This window comes from Micropruina sonneratiae (genome assembly GCF_025972045.1).
GTDB lineage: Bacteria > Actinomycetota > Actinomycetes > Propionibacteriales > Propionibacteriaceae > Micropruina > Micropruina sonneratiae.
Map to the genome: position 1 here is coordinate 166,985 of NZ_JAPDHX010000003.1, position 20,082 is coordinate 187,066.

General features: G+C 68.5%; 18 protein-coding genes and 1 tRNA gene. 18 read left to right on the top strand and 1 reads right to left on the bottom strand.

Annotated elements, in window-relative coordinates; translation table 11 throughout:
* Positions 1–5: 5 nt before the first annotated feature.
* The 8 genes from OIE40_RS08920 (at position 6) to rplL (ending at position 5,303) form a co-directional block, all read left to right on the top strand.
* Complete coding sequence (locus tag OIE40_RS08920) at positions 6–1,208, top strand: amino acid aminotransferase (RefSeq protein WP_264701852.1); 1,203 nt, start codon at positions 6–8, stop codon at positions 1,206–1,208.
* Between the two features lie 122 nt (positions 1,209–1,330).
* Positions 1,331–1,403 (top strand) — tRNA-Trp (locus OIE40_RS08925).
* 30 nt (positions 1,404–1,433) lie between these two features.
* On the top strand, positions 1,434–1,811 hold the full coding sequence (gene secE, locus OIE40_RS08930) for a preprotein translocase subunit SecE (RefSeq protein WP_264701853.1): 378 nt from the start codon (positions 1,434–1,436) through the stop codon (positions 1,809–1,811).
* Between the two features lie 29 nt (positions 1,812–1,840).
* Positions 1,841–2,641: a transcription termination/antitermination protein NusG gene (nusG, locus tag OIE40_RS08935; RefSeq protein WP_264701854.1), complete on the top strand. Its 801-nt coding sequence runs from the start codon at positions 1,841–1,843 to the stop codon at positions 2,639–2,641.
* Between the two features lie 39 nt (positions 2,642–2,680).
* Positions 2,681–3,112, top strand: coding sequence for a 50S ribosomal protein L11 (gene rplK / locus OIE40_RS08940; RefSeq protein WP_264701855.1), 432 nt, complete (start codon positions 2,681–2,683; stop codon positions 3,110–3,112).
* A 136-nt stretch (positions 3,113–3,248) separates the two neighbouring features.
* Positions 3,249–3,947, top strand: a complete 699-nt coding sequence (gene rplA / locus OIE40_RS08945) for a 50S ribosomal protein L1 (protein WP_264701856.1) — start codon at positions 3,249–3,251, stop codon at positions 3,945–3,947.
* A 351-nt stretch (positions 3,948–4,298) separates the two neighbouring features.
* Positions 4,299–4,886 carry a 50S ribosomal protein L10 gene (gene rplJ, locus OIE40_RS08950; protein WP_264701857.1) on the top strand — a complete coding sequence of 196 codons (588 nt, stop codon included), beginning with the start codon at positions 4,299–4,301 and terminating at the stop codon, positions 4,884–4,886.
* A gap of 18 nt (positions 4,887–4,904) precedes the next feature.
* A complete protein-coding gene (gene rplL / locus OIE40_RS08955) occupies positions 4,905–5,303 on the top strand; it encodes a 50S ribosomal protein L7/L12 (RefSeq protein ID WP_264701858.1) in 399 nt (132 codons plus the stop codon).
* 220 nt (positions 5,304–5,523) lie between these two features.
* On the opposite strand, the gene OIE40_RS08960 is transcribed toward rplL, so the two are convergent.
* Positions 5,524–5,667, bottom strand: a complete 144-nt coding sequence (locus OIE40_RS08960) for a hypothetical protein (RefSeq protein ID WP_264701859.1) — start codon at positions 5,665–5,667, stop codon at positions 5,524–5,526.
* Positions 5,668–5,773: 106 nt separating this feature from the next.
* Between OIE40_RS08960 and OIE40_RS08965 the strand changes: the two genes are divergently transcribed.
* From OIE40_RS08965 to rpsG, 10 genes are all read left to right on the top strand, one after another.
* Positions 5,774–7,081: a helix-turn-helix domain-containing protein gene (locus OIE40_RS08965; RefSeq protein WP_264701860.1), complete on the top strand. Its 1,308-nt coding sequence runs from the start codon at positions 5,774–5,776 to the stop codon at positions 7,079–7,081.
* Between the two features lie 508 nt (positions 7,082–7,589).
* The gene (gene rpoB / locus OIE40_RS08970) at positions 7,590–11,063 is read left to right on the top strand and encodes a DNA-directed RNA polymerase subunit beta (protein WP_264701861.1); all 3,474 of its coding nucleotides are present in this window, start codon (positions 7,590–7,592) and stop codon (positions 11,061–11,063) included.
* Between the two features lie 58 nt (positions 11,064–11,121).
* On the top strand, positions 11,122–15,003 hold the full coding sequence (locus OIE40_RS08975; RefSeq protein ID WP_264701862.1) for a DNA-directed RNA polymerase subunit beta': 3,882 nt from the start codon (positions 11,122–11,124) through the stop codon (positions 15,001–15,003).
* Positions 15,004–15,143: 140 nt separating this feature from the next.
* On the top strand, positions 15,144–15,632 hold the full coding sequence (gene rpiB, locus OIE40_RS08980) for a ribose 5-phosphate isomerase B (protein WP_264701863.1): 489 nt from the start codon (positions 15,144–15,146) through the stop codon (positions 15,630–15,632).
* A 223-nt stretch (positions 15,633–15,855) separates the two neighbouring features.
* Complete coding sequence (locus tag OIE40_RS08985) at positions 15,856–16,260, top strand: TOBE domain-containing protein (RefSeq protein WP_264701864.1); 405 nt, start codon at positions 15,856–15,858, stop codon at positions 16,258–16,260.
* Positions 16,257–17,003 carry a molybdate ABC transporter substrate-binding protein gene (gene modA / locus OIE40_RS08990; protein ID WP_264701865.1) on the top strand — a complete coding sequence of 249 codons (747 nt, stop codon included), beginning with the start codon at positions 16,257–16,259 and terminating at the stop codon, positions 17,001–17,003. The genes OIE40_RS08985 and modA overlap by 4 nt, the downstream gene beginning before the upstream one ends.
* The gene (locus OIE40_RS08995) at positions 17,000–17,830 is read left to right on the top strand and encodes an ABC transporter permease (RefSeq protein WP_264701866.1); all 831 of its coding nucleotides are present in this window, start codon (positions 17,000–17,002) and stop codon (positions 17,828–17,830) included. Before modA ends, OIE40_RS08995 begins: the two co-directional genes overlap by 4 nt.
* Positions 17,827–18,885, top strand: coding sequence for a sulfate/molybdate ABC transporter ATP-binding protein (locus tag OIE40_RS09000; protein ID WP_264701867.1), 1,059 nt, complete (start codon positions 17,827–17,829; stop codon positions 18,883–18,885). The genes OIE40_RS08995 and OIE40_RS09000 overlap by 4 nt, the downstream gene beginning before the upstream one ends.
* A gap of 271 nt (positions 18,886–19,156) precedes the next feature.
* Positions 19,157–19,528 carry a 30S ribosomal protein S12 gene (gene rpsL / locus OIE40_RS09005; protein ID WP_020488528.1) on the top strand — a complete coding sequence of 124 codons (372 nt, stop codon included), beginning with the start codon at positions 19,157–19,159 and terminating at the stop codon, positions 19,526–19,528.
* Entirely contained in the window at positions 19,528–19,998 is a 471-nt protein-coding gene (gene rpsG, locus OIE40_RS09010; protein ID WP_264701868.1) for a 30S ribosomal protein S7, read from the top strand. Before rpsL ends, rpsG begins: the two co-directional genes overlap by 1 nt.
* The last annotated feature ends 84 nt before the right edge of the window (positions 19,999–20,082 follow it).

Genomic DNA, 20,082 nt, shown 5'->3' on the forward strand with positions numbered 1-20,082 from the left:
GCGCCATGTCCTCGCTGTTCGCTGCAGTTCCGCTTGCCCCGCGCGACCCCATCCTCGGCCTCACCGAGGCGTTCCAGGCCGACACGAACCCGGACAAGGTCAACCTGGGCGTCGGCGTCTACCAGGACGCCACCGGCAAGCTGCCCCTGCTCGAGTGCGTCCGGCGCGCCGAACAGCGACTCGCCGAGGATCCCAAGCCGCGCGGCTACCTGCCGATCGACGGGCTGCCCGGCTACGTGCGGGCCGTCCAGGAACTGGTGTTCGGGGCCGATTCGCCGGCACTGGCCGAGCGTCGGGTGGTCACGGTCCAGGCCCTGGGCGGGACTGGTGCGCTGAAGATCGGTGCCGACTTCCTGCGCCGGCTCTCGCCGGAGGCGAAGGTGCTGATCTCTGACCCGTCGTGGGAGAACCATCAGGCGCTGTTCACCCGGGCCGGGTTCACCGTCGAGAGCTACCGCTACTTCGACGCCGCCGCCAACGGGGTCGACGTCGAGGGCATGCTGGCCGATCTGGCCGCCGCGCCGGCGGGCACGATCGTGGTGCTGCACGCCTGCTGTCACAACCCGACCGGCTACGACCTGACCGAGCAGCAGTGGGGCCGCGTCATCGACACGGTGACCGCCGCCGGCCTGGTGCCCTTCCTCGACATGGCCTACCAGGGCTTCTCCGAATCGTTGGACGCCGACGGCGCGGTCGTGCGCCGTTTCGCCGCCACCGGCCTGCCGTTGCTGGTCTCGACCTCGTTCTCCAAGAGCCTCAGCCTGTACGGCGAGCGGGTCGGCGCCCTGTCGATCGTCTGCGCGGACGCCGACGAGGCGTCCCGGTTGTTGAGCCAGGACAAGATCGTGATCCGCACCAACTACTCCAACCCGCCCACCCACGGTGCACAACTGGCGGCCACCGTCCTCACCGACCCGGAATTGCGGGCGCTGTGGGTCGACGAACTGGGAGTCATGCGCGACCGGATCAAGGCCATGCGGCACAGGTTGGTGGCCGGGCTCGAGGCCGCCGGCGTCGACGACATGGGCTTCATCGCCACGCAGGTGGGCATGTTCAGCTACTCGGGACTGACCCGGGACCAGATGGTGGCGCTGCGGGAGAAGCACGGCGTATACGGCACCGACAAGGGCCGGATCTGCGTCGCCGCCCTCAACGAGGGGAACATCCAGCACGTCTGTGCGGCCATCGCCGACGTTCGACGCTCCTGACCACGCCCGGTTCGACTCGGCTCGTGAAGGCCGGTACACTCCTTGTCTTGGTGATCTCACCCGGATCGGCCATGCCCATCGCGCCCACAAGGCACGGGTAGCCTCGGCAGAGTTCACCACGAAGGGCAATAGCTCAATTGGCAGAGCAGCGGTCTCCAAAACCGCAGGTTGGGGGTTCAAGTCCCTCTTGCCCTGCTGGGACCGACCGAGTGCGAAGGATCGTTTGTGGCGCAGGAGAAGGACGACGTCGATGGCGACAACGACGTTGAGGCTGCCCAGGATCCGGCGCGCACGGTAGCGCAGGCCGCCGCGGACAACCGTCCGAAGCGGAAGGCTGCCGAGTCCGAGCCGGAAGCGGCCCCCAGTGGCAAGGGCAAGGCGACGCGGCGCCGCCGTGCGTCGGAGTCCCACGCCAGGAAGCGCACCACCCCGGTCGCCTTCGTCCGCGAATCGGCCGGCGAACTGCGCAAGGTGGTCTGGCCGACGGCCACCCAGCTTCGCCAGTACTTCATCGTGGTACTGGTGTTCGTCCTGCTGGTGATCCTCTACGTGAGCGCACTGGACCTGCTGTTCGGCTGGGGTCTGCTGCAGATCTTCGGCTGAGGCGAGAGAGTCAACGAGAGAGCAACACTGTGTCTGATACGCATGCCACCAACGAGCCCGAGTTCGAGATCGACCTCGGGCCGGCCGACGAGCCCACCCCGTCGGACGACTTCGAGGTTGACCTGGGCGTCCCCGAAACCGAGGAACCCGACGACGACGGCCTGTCGATCGATCTGAGCGAGCCTGAGGCGGCCACCGAGGAGTCCGACGAGACCGATCCCGGCGACGAGGCCGTCCTGGAGGAGTTGCGCGAGAAGCTGCGCAGCCAGTTCGGTGACTGGTACGTCATCCACACCTACTCCGGCATGGAGAACCGGGTGAAGCAGAACCTCGACTCCCGGGTGAAGACCCTGGGCATGGAGGAGCTGATCTTCGAGTCCGTCGTTCCCACCGAGGAGGTCGTCGAGACCCGCAACGGCACCCGCAAGACCGTCACCCGGACGCGGATGCCCGGCTACGTGCTGGTGCGCATGGAGCTGACCGACGAGTCGTGGGCCGCCGTGCGGCACACCCCCTCGGTGACGGGCTTCGTCGCGCACGCCAACGCCCCCGTGCCGCTGTCGCTGCAGGAGGTCGAGGACCAGCTCGCCCCGGCCGCTCTGGCCGCGGCAGCCGCCGCGAGCAGCGGCCCGAAGAAGCGCACCCGCAAGGTCGAGGTCGCCGACTTCAAGGTGGGCGACTCCGTCATGGTCGTCAACGGCCCCTTCTCGGGGGTGCACGCGACGATCACCGAGATGAACGCGAACAGCCAGCGGCTCAAGGCGCTGGTGGAGATCCTGGGTCGGGAGACCCCGGTCGACCTGACCTTCAACCAGATCGCCAAGGTCTAGTTCGCGAACCAGTTACACAACCAGTAAGGACCCACAGAAATGCCTCCCAAGAAGAAGGTAGCGGCCATCGTCAAGGTCGCCCTGAACGCGGGTGCGGCGACCCCGGCCCCGCCGGTCGGCACCGCGCTCGGCCCGCACGGCGTGAACATCATGGAGTTCTGCAAGCGGTACAACGCAGAAACCGAAGCCATGCGTGGCAACGTCATCCCCGTCGAGATCACCATCTACGAGGACCGCACGTTCACGTTCATCACCAAGACCCCTCCGGCCGCGGAACTGATCAAGAAGGCCGCCGGAGTGAAGAGTGGCTCGGCGCGTCCGCACAGCGACAAGGTCGGCAGCATCACCGCCGCCCAGGTGCGTGAGATCGCCACCACCAAGCTGCCCGACCTGAACGCCAACGACGTCGAGGCCGCCGCCAAGATCGTCGAGGGCACCGCCCGCTCGATGGGCATCACCGTCGAGGGCTGAGCCCGCCCGGCATCCGCCGGTCGAGCCTGGCTTGACCGCGGAGCCACAACCGAACCACCCAACCCAGCGGCAGGGCACCCGCCCGCACCGCGCCTGGCAGATCGGCCACACGGGGCCGACGAACAAGGAGACCAGCATGAAGCGCAGCAAGGCCTACCGGGCCGCGGCCGACAACCGCGACGCCGATCAGCAGTACACCCCGGAGGAGGCCCTGGCGATCGTCAAGAACAACGCCAGTGCCAAGTTCGACGAGACCGTCGAGGTCGCGATGCGGCTCGGCGTCGACCCGCGGAAGGCGGACCAGATGGTCCGCGGCACCGTGAACCTTCCCAACGGCACCGGCAAGACGGCAAGGGTCCTCGTCTTCGCCACTGGTGAGAAGGCCGCGGACGCCACCGCCGCGGGTGCCGACGAGGTCGGCGCCGACGATTTGATCGAGAAGATCAGCGGCGGCTACCTCGACTTCGACGCCGTCGTGGCCACCCCGGACATGATGGGCAAGGTCGGACGCCTGGGCCGCGTCCTCGGCCCGCGCGGGCTGATGCCGAACCCCAAGACCGGCACCGTGACCATGGACGTCGCCAAGGCGGTCAGCGACATCAAGGGCGGCAAGATCGAGTTCCGCGTCGACCGGCACGCCAATCTGTGCTTCGTGGTCGGCAAGGCCTCGTTCACCCCCGAGCAGCTGACCCAGAACTACTTCGCCGCCCTGGACGAGGTGTTGCGGCTCAAGCCGTCGTCCTCCAAGGGCCGGTACCTGAAGAAGGTCACCGCCTCGTCGACGATGAGCCCCGGCGTGGCCATCGACCCCACCCGGGTCAAGCCCGCCGAGTGAACTGACAGCGGCGCCGGACGCAACCGCCGCCGCCGCGACCGACCAGCGCCCACGATCATTCGTGGGCGCTGGTTCGTTCTGGGCGGGCCCGTGCGCACACCGCTGCCCGGCGCCCGGCCGATCGTCAGCTCGATCGCACCCTCCCGAGCGGCCGGCGATTTGGTCGGCGCCGGTGGCCTCGCGTATCCTTGTCAGTGCCGAAGACCGCTGGTGACACCGCCTGGTGTCCTAAGGATCAACGATCGCCCGCGCAGGTACACCTGAACAGCTCCTCAGAGTTCGCCCCGGGTCGCCTGCGTGCGCCGGGGTTTTTCCACGTCTGAGGCATCGACGGAAGTGGGAAGGAGACTCATGGCGAGGGACGACAAGGTCGCCGCCGTGGCGGAGCTGAAGGATAGCTTCACCAACGCGGCTGCCGCCGTACTGACCGAGTACCGCGGTCTCACCGTGAAGGACCTGCAGGATCTGCGCAGGTCGCTGGGTGGGAACGCCAGCTACGCCGTCGCGAAGAACACGCTGACGACGATCGCCGCCCGTGAGGCGGGCATCGAGGGACTGGACGCCCAGCTGTCCGGCCCGACGGCGATCACCTTCATCTCCGGGGACGTCGCCGACGTCGCCAAGGGGTTGCGTGATTTCGCGAAGGCGAACCCGCATCTGGTCATCAAGGGTGGCGTCATGGACGGTCGTGTCCTGGACGCCGAAGGGGTCAAGAAGCTCGCCGACCTCGAGTCTCGCGAGGTGCTCCTTGCGAAGCTCGCCGGCGCGATGAACGGCAACCTGGCGAAGGCCGCGGGCCTGTTCGCCGCCCCGCTCAGCCAGGCCGCTCGCGTCCTGGCCGCGCTCACCGACCAGAAGCAGGCCGGGGACGCCCCGGCAACCGATGCAGCGCCCGCTGCGGAGGCCACCGAAGACGCGGCTGACGCTGCATCGAAGTAATACGAAAGGAACACCATCATGGCGAAGATCAGCACCGACGAACTCCTTGACGCCTTCAAGGAGATGACCCTGATCGAGCTCTCCGAGTTCGTGAAGCAGTTCGAGGACACCTTCGGCGTGACCGCCGCGGCCCCGGTTGCCGCTGCTGCCGCTCCGGCCGCCGCCGCCGGCGGCGAGGGCGGCGAGGCCGCCGCCGAGGAGGAGTCCTCCGAGGTCGACGTCATCCTCGAGTCCGCGGGTGACAAGAAGATCCAGGTCATCAAGGAGGTGCGCGCGCTCACAAGCCTGGGCCTCAAGGAGGCCAAGGATCTGGTCGAGGCCGCCCCGAAGCCGGTCCTGGAGAAGGTCGCGCGCGACGCGGCCGCCAAGGCGAAGGAGGCCCTGGAGGCCGCCGGCGCCAGCGTCACCATCAAGTGAGCTGACACCAGCTACACCAACGACGGCGGCACCCGAACGGGTGCCGCCGTCGTGCTGTGCCGGGACGCCTTCCGCAACCTGGCCCGGACGTCCCAGTCGGGCGGCGGACGGCTCACCGTGGCGGTCGGCGAGGGAGATGGCACACAGAATCGGCGGCGGAACGCGAGGTTCCGCCGCCGATTGTGCCTACGGGGGTGGGAGGCTGGATCAGGTGGAAGGATCAGCGGTTGGAGATGATCCTGCTCACAGGCCACTCGCCGAACCCGCCCAATGCCTGGGTCGACTCGTTGGAGGCGACGGGCACGGTCGAGATGGCGAGTAGCGCCGCGACGGCCACGAGGGCTTTGCGGAAGGTCTTGTTCATGGTTCCCCCGGAAGTGTGCTGTATCTGTTGACAAACGCTACTGCAGACTTGACGGACGTGTCAACTAAAGGTCAGACTGGCTGGAAAAGCCCCTAGGAGGTGCGACTTGACCGCTTCGCTGACCCAGGACGGGTTTGGCGCACGGCTTCGCGCTACCCGGAAAAGGATGGGTCTCTCTCAGACCGAGTTGGGTGGCGACCGGTACAGCGGCAGCTACATCTCGCACCTGGAGAGCGGCCGGCGTGCCGCCTCAGCCGAGGTCATCGAGTTTCTGGCCATGCGTTTGGGCGTGACGGCTGACGAGCTTGGCATGGAGCCGAGCCTGCCCGAGCCCATTGACAGCCTTGACAACAACACCCACGCGCTCGAACACCTGCTCGTCGCCGAGCGGGCCTGGTACGACCGTGACTGGGCCACCGCCGGTGAGCTGGCGACCCGAGCGGCGGCCTCTGCGCTGCAGGCCGGGCAGCTCGAGCGGCACTGGCAGGCCCTCTACGTTCAGACCCAGGCCGCGCTGGCCGAGGGCGACTACGCCGACGCCATTCATTTCGCCGAACTGCTGGCGACCCACCAGGTCGCGCTGTCGTCGCCGACCCTGCGGGCCCAGGCGCTGTGCCTGTCCGCCACCGCGCACCGGGTCGGTGACGAATTGCCGATGGCGCTGGTGCACGCCGGGCAGGCCGTCGAGTTGTCGACCGATGCGCCCCCGATCGTGCTTGCCGACGCCCTGATGTGCCTTATCAGCACCGCTTTGGAGGCCGGCCGTCCCACCGCCGAGACCGATCGGTTGTGCCAACGCCTCGAGGACGTCTCGCTGCACGTCGAGTCGGGCCACGCCCGGGGCGTCATCTACTGGGCGCTGGGCACGGCGTCCTACAAGTCGGGCAACATCAGCAAGGGTCTGGAACTGCACGACCTGGCGATGGAGCTACTCAGCCCGCGGCGTGACCTGCGGTTGTGGCTGCGCCTCAACCGCTCCGCCGCCACCTGTCGCCTGGACGCCGGCATCACCGACGGCGTGAAAGAGATGCTCGACGCGTCGCGTGGCGGGCTGAACCTGATCGGCAGCGTGTTCGACGTGTTCGAGCTGCGTCACGCGGAGGCCAAGCTGCAGCTTCTCGACGGTCAACCGCAGCGCGCCCACGACCTGGTGACAGCACTGCTCGCCGACGAGGCGATGCGGCCGGCCGTCATCAGCAACGGCCGCGGCGAGGAACTCCTAGCCGAGATCGAACTCGACCTGGGTCGCACCGAGCGGGCCCGCAGCGCCTACGTCCGCGCCGCAGGACTGTATGGCAAGCAGGAACAGTTCCGTCAGGCCAACGAGTGCTGGCAGCGTGCTGCAAACCTGGAAGCGGCAACGTCCACGATATGGACAGTGTCGCATCCGTTAGTTGACAGGCGTGTCAAGTGATGGTGTGATTGACACATCGACGGCACAACCCCCCGATAGCGTCGTTGATGGGCACTGCTGATCGGTGTTCGCCTTGTGAGTTTCCTCCCGTTGCCCGAGGCGAACACCGATTCAGTGATTACAGGGGCTGCTCCCCCAGAGCGGCCCCTTTGCCGTGTCCGGGCCCCCGTCGTCACCGCGGGGTCGCAGTCGTCATTGGTCATATCCAACTCCTGGTCAATGGTCAGTCGCCGCACGGTCGGCTCGGTGGGGCCTGCGCAGTACCTCCACCGACTCGATGCAGGTGCAGTAGGCTGCGATCGTCGGCTCACCGTTGCGCCGGCGCGAACAACCGCCAAGCATCAGCCCCACGGGGGCTGTCTCGACAGCACCGGCCGAGTTGAAGACTTGTAGCCGGTGTACTATAGTGCTTGTTTGCCCATCGCTCACCCACGACCCGTGATTTGACGCGGGCCGTTTCGCGTGCAAAGAACCGGCTGACGCCGGGTTTCTTGGAAGGACCATCACCTTGGCCGTCTCGCGCTCTGCGTCGAAGAACACCAATGTCGTCTCCGCCTCCGGGCGGATCTCGTTCGCCAAGATCGCCGAACCTCTCGAGGTCCCGAATCTGCTCGATCTGCAGATCGAGTCATTCGACTGGCTGATCGGTAACGAGACCTGGCGGAACCGCGTCTCCGCCGCCCTCGCCGAAGGACGCACCGACGTCAACACCAAGTCCGGGCTGGAAGAGATCTTCGAGGAGATCTCTCCGATCGAGGACCTGTCCCAGACGATGTCGCTGTCCTTCCGCGACAACCGCTTCGAGGATCCGAAGCATTCCGTCGAAGAGTGCAAGGACCGTGACGTCACCTACGCCGCGCCGCTGTTCGTCACCGCCGAGTTCATGAACAACGACACCGGCGAGATCAAGAGCCAGACGGTCTTCATGGGCGACTTCCCGCTGATGACCGACAAGGGCACGTTCATCATCAACGGCACCGAGCGTGTCGTGGTGTCGCAGCTCGTCCGCTCCCCGGGCGTGTACTTCGAGCAGACCCCGGACAAGACCTCCGACAAGGACATCTTCACCTGCAAGATGATCCCGTCGCGGGGCGCCTGGCTGGAGTTCGAGGTCGACAAGCGCGACATGGTCGGCGTCCGTCTCGACCGCAAGCGCAAGCAGAACGTCACCGTGCTGCTCAAGGCGCTCGGCTGGACGAACGAGCAGATCCTGGAGGAGTTCGGCGAGTACGAGTCGATCCGGCTCACCCTCGAGAAGGACCACACCGCCAACACCGACGAGGCGCTGCTCGACATCTACCGCAAGCTGCGTCCGGGCGAGCCGCCGACCCGTGAGGCCGCGCAGGCGATGTTGGAGAACTACTACTTCAACCCGAAGCGGTACGACCTGGCGAAGGTCGGCCGGTACAAGATCAACAAGAAGCTCGGCCTGTCGCTGCCGTTCGACACCCAGGTGCTGACCGTCGAGGACATCGTCTCGGCGATCCGCTACGTGGTGGCGCTGCACGAGGGACGCGAGACCCTCGGCGACGTGCTGGTCGAGACCGACGACATCGACCACTTCGGCAACCGCCGGCTGCGCACCGTCGGCGAGTTGATCCAGAACCAGCTCCGGATCGGCCTGGGTCGCCTCGAGCGCACCGTCCGGGACCGGATGACGACCCAGGACATCGAGGCGATCACGCCGCAGACCCTGATCAACATCCGTCCGGTGTCGGCCGCGCTGAAGGAGTTCTTCGGCACCTCGCAGCTGTCGCAGTTCATGGACCAGACCAACCCGGTGGCGGGGCTGACGCACAAGCGCCGGCTCTCCGCGCTGGGCCCCGGCGGCCTGTCGCGTGACCGTGCCGGCATGGAGGTCCGCGACGTGCACCCCAGCCACTACGGCCGGATGTGCCCCATCGAGACCCCTGAGGGCCCGAACATCGGCCTCATCGGTTCGCTGGCCTCCTTCGCCCGGGTGAACGCGTTCGGGTTCATCGAGACGCCGTACCGCAAGGTCGTCGACGGCCGGGTCACCGACCAGATCGACTACCTGACCGCCGACGAGGAGGACCGCTACGTCATCGCGCAGGCCAACGCCGTGCTCGACGACCAGGGCCGCTTCTCCGAGGACCGGGTGCTGGTGCGGCTCAAGCACGGCGACGCCGACGAGGTGGCGCCCGCCGACGTGCAGTACATGGACGTCTCCCCGCGCCAGATGGTGTCGGTGGCGACGGCGCTGATCCCGTTCCTCGAGCACGACGACGCGTCGCGGGCCCTGATGGGCGCCAACATGCAGCGTCAGGCCGTCCCGCTGATCCGCAACGAGGCGCCGTTCGTCGGCACCGGCATGGAGTACCGCGGCGCGGTCGATGCCGGCGACGTCACGGTGGCCGAGAAGGCCGGTGTGGTGACCTCGGTCAGCGCCGACATCATCGACATCGCCAACGACGACGGCACCTACCGCAGCTACCGGCTGGCCAAGTTCACCCGTTCGAACCAGGCCACCTGCATCAACCAGCGTCCGCTGGTCGCCGAGGGCGACCGGGTCGAGGTCGGCAGTCCGCTGGCCGACGGCGCCTGCACCGACAACGGCGAGATGGCGCTGGGTCGCAACCTGCTGGTGGCGTTCATGCCGTGGGAGGGGCACAACTACGAGGACGCGATCATCCTGTCCCAGCGCCTGGTGCAGGACGACGTGCTCACGTCGATCCACATCGAGGAGCACGAGATCGACGCCCGCGACACCAAGCTGGGCGCCGAGGAGATCACCCGCGACATCCCCAACGTCGGCGAGGACATGCTGGCGAACCTGGACGAGCGGGGCATCATCCGCATCGGCGCCGAGGTCGGCACCGGCGACATCCTGGTCGGCAAGGTCACCCCGAAGGGCGAGACCGAGCTCACCCCGGAGGAGCGGTTGCTGCGCGCCATCTTCGGCGAGAAGGCCCGCGAGGTCCGCGACACCTCGATGAAGGTGCCGCACGGCGAGACCGGCACGGTCATCGGCGTCCGCGTCTTCGACCGCGAAGAGGGCGACGAGTTGCCGCCCGGCGTGAACCAGCTGGTGCGCGTCTACGTGGCCCAGAAGCGGAAGATCTCCGACGGCGACAAGCTGGCCGGACGTCACGGCAACAAGGGTGTCATCGCCAAGATCCTGCCTGTCGAGGACATGCCGTTCCTCGAGGACGGCACCGCCGTCGACATCGTGCTGAACCCGCTGGGCGTGCCGAGCCGGATGAACGTCGGCCAGGTGCTGGAGACCCACCTCGGGTGGGTCGCCAAGACCGGCTGGGACATCACCGACGTGGACGAGCCCTGGGCCAACCGGCTCAAGGACGTCGGCCTGGGTCAGGTGGACGGCGACACCCGCCTCGCGACGCCCGTGTTCGACGGTGCCAACGAGGCCGAGATCGCCGGCCTGCTCGAGCACGGTCACCCGCAGCGCGACGGCCTCAAGCTGGTGGACGCCGGCGGCAAGGCCCAGCTCTTCGACGGCCGCTCGGGCGAGCCGTACCCCGAGCGGGTCGGCGTCGGCTACATCTACATGCTGAAGCTGCACCACCTGGTCGACGACAAGATCCACGCCCGTTCGACCGGTCCGTACTCGATGATCACCCAGCAGCCGCTGGGCGGAAAGGCGCAGTTCGGCGGTCAGCGCTTCGGCGAGATGGAGGTGTGGGCCCTGGAGGCCTACGGCGCCGCCTGGGCGCTGCAGGAGCTGCTCACCATCAAGTCCGACGACGTCCCGGGCCGGGTCAAGGTCTACGAGGCGATCGTCAAGGGCGAGAACATCCCCGAGCCGGGCATCCCGGAGTCGTTCAAGGTCCTGGTCAAGGAGATGAAGTCGCTGTGCCTGAACGTCGAGGTGTTGTCCTCCGACGGCCAGGTCGTCGAGCTTCGTGATTCCGAGGACGACTTCCGCTCCGCCGAGGAGTTCGGAATCGACCTGTCCCGCCGTCCGGGTGCCGACTCGTTCGCCGCCCTCGACGAGGTCTGAGTTCACAGCTCAGTCGCAACAACTCAGATCAGTTTTCGAAAGAAGAGAGAAAACACACGTGCTTGACGTCAACTTCTACGACGAGCTGCGCATCGGTCTGGCCACCGCGGACCAGATCCGCGAGTGGAGCCACGGCGAGGTCAAGAAGCCCGAGACGATCAACTACCGCACGCTCAAGCCCGAGCGTGACGGCCTGTTCTGCGAGAAGATCTTCGGCCCAACCCGGGACTGGGAGTGCTACTGCGGCAAGTACAAGCGGGTGCGCTTCAAGGGCATCATCTGTGAGCGCTGTGGCGTCGAGGTGACCCGCTCCAACGTCCGCCGCGAGCGGATGGGGCACATCGAGCTGGCCGCGCCGGTCACCCACATCTGGTACTTCAAGGGTGTCCCGAGCCGGCTCGGCTACCTGCTGGACATTGCGCCGAAGGACCTGGAGAAGGTCATCTACTTCGCCGCGTACATGATCACCGCGGTCGACGTCGAGGCCCGGCATCGCGACCAGGCCTCACTGGAGGCCAAGATCGAGGTGGAGCGCAAGCAGCTGGAGCAGCGTCGCGACAACGACGTGAACACCCGGCTGGCCAAGCTCGAGGAGGACCTGGGCCAGCTCGAGAGCGAGGGCGCCAAGGCCGACATCAAGAAGAAGGTCCGCGACGGCGCCGAGCGCGAGGTCAAGGCCGTCCGTGACCGCGCGCAGCGCGAGATCGACCGGCTGGACGCCGTGTGGCAGCGGTTCAAGAACCTCAAGGTGCAGGATCTCGAAGGCGACGAGATCCTCTACCGCGAGATGAAGACCCGCTTCGGCAAGTACTTCGAGGGCTACATGGGCGCCGAGGCGATCAAGAACCGCCTCGCCACCTTCGACCTGCAGGCCGAGTCGGATTCGCTGCGCGAGATCATCGCCACCGGCAAGGGGCAGCGCAAGACCCGCGCCCTGAAGCGGCTCAAGGTGGTCTCGGCGTTCCTGGCCACCTCGAACAGCCCCTCGGGCATGGTGCTGGACGCCGTCCCGGTCATCCCGCCGGACCTGCGCCCGATGGTGCAGCTCGACGGCGGCCGGTTTGCGACCTCCGACCTCAACGACCTGTACCGCCGCGTGATCAACCGCAACAACCGGCTCAAGCGACTGCTCGACCTGGGTGCGCCCGAGATCATCGTGAACAACGAGAAGCGGATGCTGCAGGAGGCCGTCGACTCGCTGTTCGACAACGGACGCCGCGGGCGTCCGGTCACCGGCCCGGGCAACCGGCCGCTGAAGTCCATCTCGGACATGCTGAAGGGCAAGCAGGGCCGGTTCCGCCAGAACCTGCTCGGCAAGCGCGTCGACTACTCGGGCCGTTCGGTCATCGTGGTCGGCCCGCAGCTGAAGCTGCACCAGTGCGGCCTGCCCAAGGCGATGGCGCTGGAGCTGTTCAAGCCGTTCGTGATGAAGCGGCTGGACGACCTGAACCTGGCGCAGAACATCAAGTCCGCCAAGCGGATGGTCGACCGCCAGCGTCCGGTGGTGTGGGACGTGCTCGAGGAGGTCATCTCCGAGCATCCGGTGCTGCTCAACCGTGCACCCACCCTGCACCGCCTCGGCATCCAGGCTTTCGAGCCGCAGCTGATCGAGGGCAAGGCGATCCAGATCCACCCGCTCGTCTGCACCGCCTTCAACGCCGACTTCGACGGTGACCAGATGGCCGTGCACCTGCCGCTGAGCGCGGAGGCGCAGGCCGAGGCTCGCATCCTGATGCTGTCGACGAACAACATCCTGAAGCCGGCCGACGGTCGTCCGGTGACCATGCCCACCCAGGACATGATCATCGGCCACTACTTCCTGACCCTCGAGCAGGCGGGCCTGCCCGGTGAGGGCCGGACCTTCGGTTCGGTGTCCGAGGCGATCATGGCGTTCGACCGTGGCGAGCTGGGGATCGGTGCCCCGTGCACCATCCGGTTCCGCGACATCGTGCCCCCCGAGGGCGTCGAGGCGCGGGCCGACGGCAGCTTCCTGCTGAGCACCACGCTCGGCCGGGCCCTGTTCAACGAGGCGATGCCGTCCGACTACGCGTTCGTGAACGTCGAGGTGGGCAAGAAGAAGCTGGGCCAGATCGTCAACGACCTGGCGGAGCGGTACCCGAAGATCGAGGTCGCGGCGACCCTGGACCGGCTCAAGGACCTGGGCTTCCGCTGGGCCACCCGCTCGGGCGTCACCGTGTCGATCTCCGACGTGCAGACCCCGCCGTCCAAGCCGGAGATCCTGGCGGGCTACGAGTCGAAGGCCGCCAAGATCACCAAGCAGTACGAGCGCGGCAAGGTGACCGACGAAGAGCGGCACCAGGAGCTGGTGCAGCTGTGGACCGACGCGACCGCGGAACTGACCGCGGCCATGGAGGCCAACTTCACCCGTGACAACCCGATCTTCATGATGGTGCACTCCGGCGCGCGAGGGAACATGACCCAGATGCGCCAGATCGCCGCCATGCGAGGCCTGGTGGCCAACCCGAAGGGCGAGATCATCGCCCGGCCGATCAAGTCCAACTTCCGTGAGGGCCTGAGCGTGCTGGAGTACTTCATCTCCACCCACGGTGGCCGTAAGGGCCAGGCGGACACCGCGCTGCGGACCGCCGACTCGGGTTACCTCACCCGCCGGCTGGTGGACGTCTCCCAGGACGTCATCATCCGCGAGGAGGACTGTGGCACCGAGCGCGGACTGACCAAGGTCATCGCCGCCGAGGGGCGCAACGGCAAGCCGGTCGCGGCGCGCAACGTCGAGACCGCCGTCTACGCCCGCACGCTGGCCACCGACATCACCGACGCCAACGGCAAGGTGCTGGTCAAGGCCGGGGTCGACCTGGGCGACGTCAACATCCACAAGCTGGTCAAGCACGGCGTGACCGAGGTGCGGGTGCGGTCGGTGCTGACCTGCGAGGCGGCGTCCGGCACCTGCGCGATGTGCTACGGCCGTTCGCTGGCCACCGGCAAGCTGGTCGACGTCGGCGAAGCGGTGGGTATCGTCGCGGCGCAGTCGATCGGTGAGCCCGGCACCCAGCTGACGATGCGTACCTTCCACACCGGTGGTGTGGCCGGGGACGACATCACCCAGGGTCTGCCCCGTGTGGTCGAGTTGTTCGAGGCCCGCCAGCCCAAGGGCAAGGCCCCGATTGCCGAGGCCGCCGGCCGCATCCGGATCGAGGACGGGGACCGCAACCGCAAGCTGGTCATCGTCCGCGACGACGGCGAGGAGGACGTGGAGTACGTGCTGCCGCGTCGCGTCCGCCTCGAGTGGGAGGACAACACCGGGGTGCGCCATTCGGTCACCGACGGTGATCACGTCGAGGCCGGTGCGCAGCTCTACGCCGGTACGCCCGATCCGCAGGACGTCCTGCGGGTCAGCGGCCTGCGCAAGGTGCAGGAGCACCTGGTCGAAGAGGTGCAGGCGGTGTACCGGACGCAGGGCGCGCCGATCCACGACAAGCACATCGAGATCATCATCCGGCAGATGCTGCGGCGGATCACCGTCATCGAGTCGGGCGACACCTCGATGCTGCCGGGCGAGCTCGTCGACCGGAACACCTTCGAGTCCCAGAACCGGCAGATGGTCACCGAGGGCCGGATGCCGGCCCAGGGCCGTCCGGTGCTGATGGGCATCACGAAGGCGTCGCTGGCGACCGAGTCGTGGCTGTCGGCGGCCTCCTTCCAGGAGACCACCAAGGTGCTCACCGACGCGGCGATCCACGCCAAGTCGGACAGCCTGGTGGGCCTGAAGGAGAACGTCATCCTGGGCAAGCTGATCCCGGCCGGCACCGGCCTGGAGCGGTACCGCAACATCCGGGTCGAGCCGACCGCGGAGGCGCGCGCCGCGGCCTACGAGCTCAGCTACGACCCGTACGACTACGACATGGCCGGTAACGGCATGTCGGTGTCGCTGGACGAGTTCGACATCGGCGACCTGCGCTGAGCTGACCGCTGACGAACGGCCTCGGGGGATTCCCCGGGGCCGTTCGGCATGCCAGGCGGGTGCGCCGCGACCCGCGGGTCCTCCGCTGGCTGTGCGGCGGTCGGTGACCCCGGTGACGACGTCTGACCTAGGGTGGGGCCATGCGCATCGTTGCTCACAGTGATCACGCCGGGGTGGCTCTCCGGCTCGAGATGGTCGAACAAGCCCGCGAACTCGGTCACGAGGTGGACGACCTTGGCCCCGCGGTGGGCGAGAAGGTCGACTACCCCTACGCCGGCGCGGTCGTCGGCCACAAGGTGTCGGCGGGGGAGTACGACCTCGGCATCCTGGTCTGCGGCACCGGCGTGGGCATTTCGATGGCGGCCAACAAGATTCCCGGCGCCCGCGCCGTGGTGTGTTCCGAGCCGTACACGGCCCGGCTGTCGCGACAGCACAACGCGTCCAACATCGTGGCGGTCGGCGAGCGGGTGGTCGGGCCCGGTGAGGCGCGGATGATCGTCGAGGCCTTCCTGACCACCGAGCCCGCCGGCGGCCGGCACGCGCAGCGGGTCGAGATGCTCAAGGCGCTCGACAACCAGAACCTGGCGCTGGAGGACCTGCGCAGGATGGGTCCCGCCTGCACCGGCTGATCGGGCGCTGGGCGAGCTCGTCGAGCCCATCGCCTGAGCCCGACAGCTTCGATCCGGGCAAGTCTCCGTCATCCCGGGCTTGCCCCGGGATCTACGAGTGGTGGGGTGCGGTCGCAGATCCCGGCGTCCGCCGGGATGACGGGTCGGTGGGTTCGCGGGGCCCTGGCGGTGACCGCGCCTGAGCGGTGAATGCATCCGCAGTTGCGGTGATACAGTCCCGCGCATGACGCAACTGCGGATCCGCGAGGCGGCTGTGCTGCTGGGCGTGAGTGATGACACAGTCCGCCGATGGGCCGAGGCCGGACGCCTCGCCACGAGTCAGGACGCCGCCGGCCGGCAGGTGGTCGAGGGTGCCGACCTGGTGGCTCTCGCACAGGACCTTGCCGCCGGCCGCACCGATGCGCTGGACGGCGCAGCCGGCGTCCGCTCGGCGCGCAACCACTTCACCGGGCTGGTCACCCGGGTGGTGTCGGACGCCGTGATGTCGCAGGTCGACCTGCAGTGCGGGCCGTTCCGGGTGGTGTCGCTGATCTCGACCGAGGCCGTCCAGGATCTGGGCCTCGAGGTCGGATCGCTGGCCACGGCAGTGGTGAAGGCCACCAACGTCACAATCGAGACCGCGCGATGAGGCGGCTGCGCCTCGCCCTGGCGGCGCTGGTGGTCGGCGCTTTGGTGCTGGCCGGCTGCACCGGGACCTCCGAGCGACGGCTGACCGTCTTCGCCGCGGCGTCCCTCACCAAGGTCTTCACGGCGTTCGGCGACCAGTTCGAGTCGGACCACCCCGGCGTCACGGTGGCGTTCACCTTCGACGGCTCCTCGGGGCTGGTCGACCAGCTCAGGGGCGGAGCCAAGGCGGACGTGTTCGCGTCCGCCGACGAGGCAAACATGACCAAGGCGGTGGATGCCGGCCGGACCGCCGGCGAGCCGGAGGTGTTCGCACGCAACGTGCTCACCCTGGTGGTGCCGCCTGGCAACCCCGGCGAGGTCACCGGCCTGGACGACTCGCTGAACGGGCGCAAGCTCGTCGTGTGCGCCGCCCAGGTGCCCTGCGGCGCGGCCACGAGCGCCCTCGCCGAGAAGCTCGGCGTGAGGCTGAAGCCGGTCTCGGAGGAGTCCAAGGTGACCGACGCGCTCGGCAAGGTCACCGCGGGCGAAGCCGACGCCGGCATCGTCTACGTGACCGACGCCGCCGGAGCGGGCGACGCCGTGGAGAGCATCGAGATTCCCGGAGCCGACCAGGTGGTGAACAACTACCCGATCGTGCAGGTGGAAGGAGCACCCGAGCCGCAACTTGCCGCCGACTTCATCGCCCTCGTCCGCTCCGAACAGGGCCGGACGGTATTGACCGGGGCGGGCTTCCGGACGCCGTGACCCGCACCGTGCCGGGCTGGGTGGCGGCGCTGGCGAGCGTCGGCGCCCTGCTGATCGGACTGCCGTTGATCGGCCTGCTGCTGCGGGTGCCCTGGGTCAGGGTGCCCGCGCTGCTGACCGAACCAGCCGCGCGGGATGCGCTGTGGCTGAGCCTGCGTACGTGCCTGGCCAGCACGGTCCTGAGCGTGCTGCTCGGCCTGCCGCTGGCATTGGTTCTGGCCCGGCTGCGAGGGCCGTGGGCCGCGCTGGGCCGGGTGGTGGCGACGGTCCCGATGGTGCTGCCGCCCGTGGTGGGCGGCCTGGCTCTGCTCGTCACGCTCGGACGCCGGGGCCCGGTCGGCCGGCTGCTCAGCCTGGGTGGGGTCGAGATCGGCTTCACCACCGCCGCGGTGGTGATCGCGCAGGCGTTCGTGGCGATGCCGTTCCTGGTGGTCGCGGTCGAGGGGGCGCTGCGCAGCCTGGACGCCGACGCCGAGCTGATGGCGGCCACGCTCGGTGCCGGGCCCAGCCGGGTGCTGTGGCGGATCACGCTGCCCTCGCTGCTGCCGGCGATCGTGTCCGGGACGAGCCTCGCCGCGGCACGTTCGCTCGGCGAGTTCGGGGCCACCGTGACGTTCGCCGGGTCGCTGCAGGGCGTCACCCGCACCCTGCCGCTGGAGATCTACCTGCAGCGCGAGGTCGACACCGACACCGCACTCGCGCTGGCCGCTGTGCTGTTGGTGCTGGCCGCGTTGCTGGTACTCGGCACGGGACTGCTCGGACGCCGACGCCCGGCCCGGGTCAGGGCGACCGCGAGCGCCGCCACGACGCCCGGGGGTGCGGGGTGACCGGCCTGCTGATCGACATCGACCTGCCCGGCCGGGGCGTCCGGATCGAGCTTGCGGTGCCGGCCGGCCAGACCTGTGCGCTGATCGGTCCCAACGGTGCGGGCAAGTCGTCGGTGCTGGAGGCGGTGATCGGGGTGCTGCCGCCGGCGTCCGGCCGGATCGAGCTGGCCGGGCGCGCCCTGGACGCCCCGGGGGTGCGGGTGCCGGTGCACCGGCGACGGATCGGCTGGCTGGCGCAGCGTCCGCTGCTGTTCGAGCACATGGACGTCGCCGCGAACGTCGCCTTCGGGTCGCAGGGCCACGGCCGGGGCCGCGCCGCGGCGCGGCGGCGGGCGGCGTCCGAACTGGAACGCGTCGGGGCTGCTGAGCTGGCCGACCGGTTGCCCTGGCAACTGTCCGGGGGGCAGGCGCAACGGGTCGCGATCGCCCGGGCGCTGGCGTCCGACCCCGGGGCGTTGTTGCTCGACGAGCCGCTCGCCACGATCGACGTGCAGGGCGCGGCGGAGATCCGCCAGGTGCTCGCTGAGCGCCTGCAGCAGGCCGGGCGGCCCGCGCTGCTGGTCACCCATGACCTGGTCGACCTGTGGCGACTGGCCGACCGGGTGGTGGTGCTCGAGCGGGGCCGGGTGGTCGCCGACGGCGCGGTCGCCGACGTGCTGCGCCGGCCGCGGCACCAGTTCCTGGCCAGCCTGGGCGGCCGCAACCTGCTGGCCGGCCGGGCCGTTGACGCCGAGGCGTTGCGGGCCGGGGACCTGGTGGTGCAGGGACTGGCGGCCGCCCCGCTTCGCGTGGGGACGGCCACCCTCGGCCTGATCGATCCGGCGGCGATCGCGGTGCACCTGCGGCATCCCGAGGGCAGCCCGCGCAACGTGTGGCCGGCTGTGGTGCGGGTGGTCGAGCGGCGCGGCGACGGCGTCCGGCTCGGCTGCCTCGCCGGCGGGCAGACGCTGGCCGTCGACCTCACCCTGGCCGCGGTCGCCGAGCTCGGCCTGGTACCAGGCCTGGAGGTCTTTCTGTCGGTCAAGGCCAGCCAGGTGCAGCTGTACCCGCGCTGACCGCAGCGGGGGAGGGCGGGCGGACGGGCCTGCCGGGCTGGTCGAGCAGCGGCGGGCACGGCTGAGGGGACGCTCCGCACGGTCGCTGCCTACCGGAACCCCTCTTTTTGCGATCCTGCGGGCCAAACGGTAATCTTGGTGGTTGTGTTCGGGCGACCGGACCATCGTGTGTGCCCGCCGCGACGATTACGTCAGCGACGACGCGACACCCCACAGCGAATCACGTTCGCGAGAACGTGCCTCCAACCACGACGGAAAGTGATACCAGCCGGTGCCCACCATCCAGCAGTTGGTCCGCAAGGGCCGCACTGACAAGGTCAGCAAGAACAAGACGCCCGCGCTCAAGGGTTCCCCGCAGCGGCGCGGCGTGTGCACGCGTGTGTACACCACCACCCCGAAGAAGCCGAACTCCGCGCTGCGCAAGGTGGCCCGCGTCCGGCTGTCCTCCGGTGTCGAGGTGACCGCGTACATCCCCGGTGTGGGTCACAACTTGCAGGAGCACTCGATGGTGCTGGTTCGCGGTGGCCGGGTGAAGGACCTGCCCGGCGTCCGTTACAAGATCATCCGCGGTTCGCTCGACACCCAGGGCGTCAAGAACCGCAAGCAGGCTCGCAGCCGTTACGGCGCGAAGAAGGAGAAGTAATGCCGCGCAAGGGCCCCGCACCGAAGCGCCCGGTCGTCGTTGACCCCGTCTACGGCTCGCCGCTGGTTTCGCAACTGGTCAGCAAGATCCTGCTCGACGGCAAGAAGACCGTTGCGCAGAACATCGTCTACTCCGCTCTTGAGGGCACCCGGGCCAAGACCGGCGTTGATCCCGTGCAGACCCTCAAGAAGGCCCTGGACAACATCCGCCCCGCGCTCGAGGTGAAGAGCCGCCGCGTCGGCGGTGCGACCTACCAGGTGCCCGTCGAGGTGAAGCCCAACCGGGCCAACACCCTGGCGCTGCGCTGGCTGGTCAGCTTCTCGCGGCAGCGTCGTGAGAAGACCATGACCGAGCGGCTGATGAACGAGCTGCTGGACGCGTCCAACGGCCTGGGTGCCTCGGTGAAGCGTCGCGAGGACACGCACAAGATGGCCGAGGCCAACCGCGCCTTCGCCCATTACCGCTGGTGATCTGAGGCTCTCCACCCGGGCGATCCCCGGGGGAGGGCTTCTCGCCTGCCCGCCCACAACTGGAATCAAGAATTTCGAGGAGCC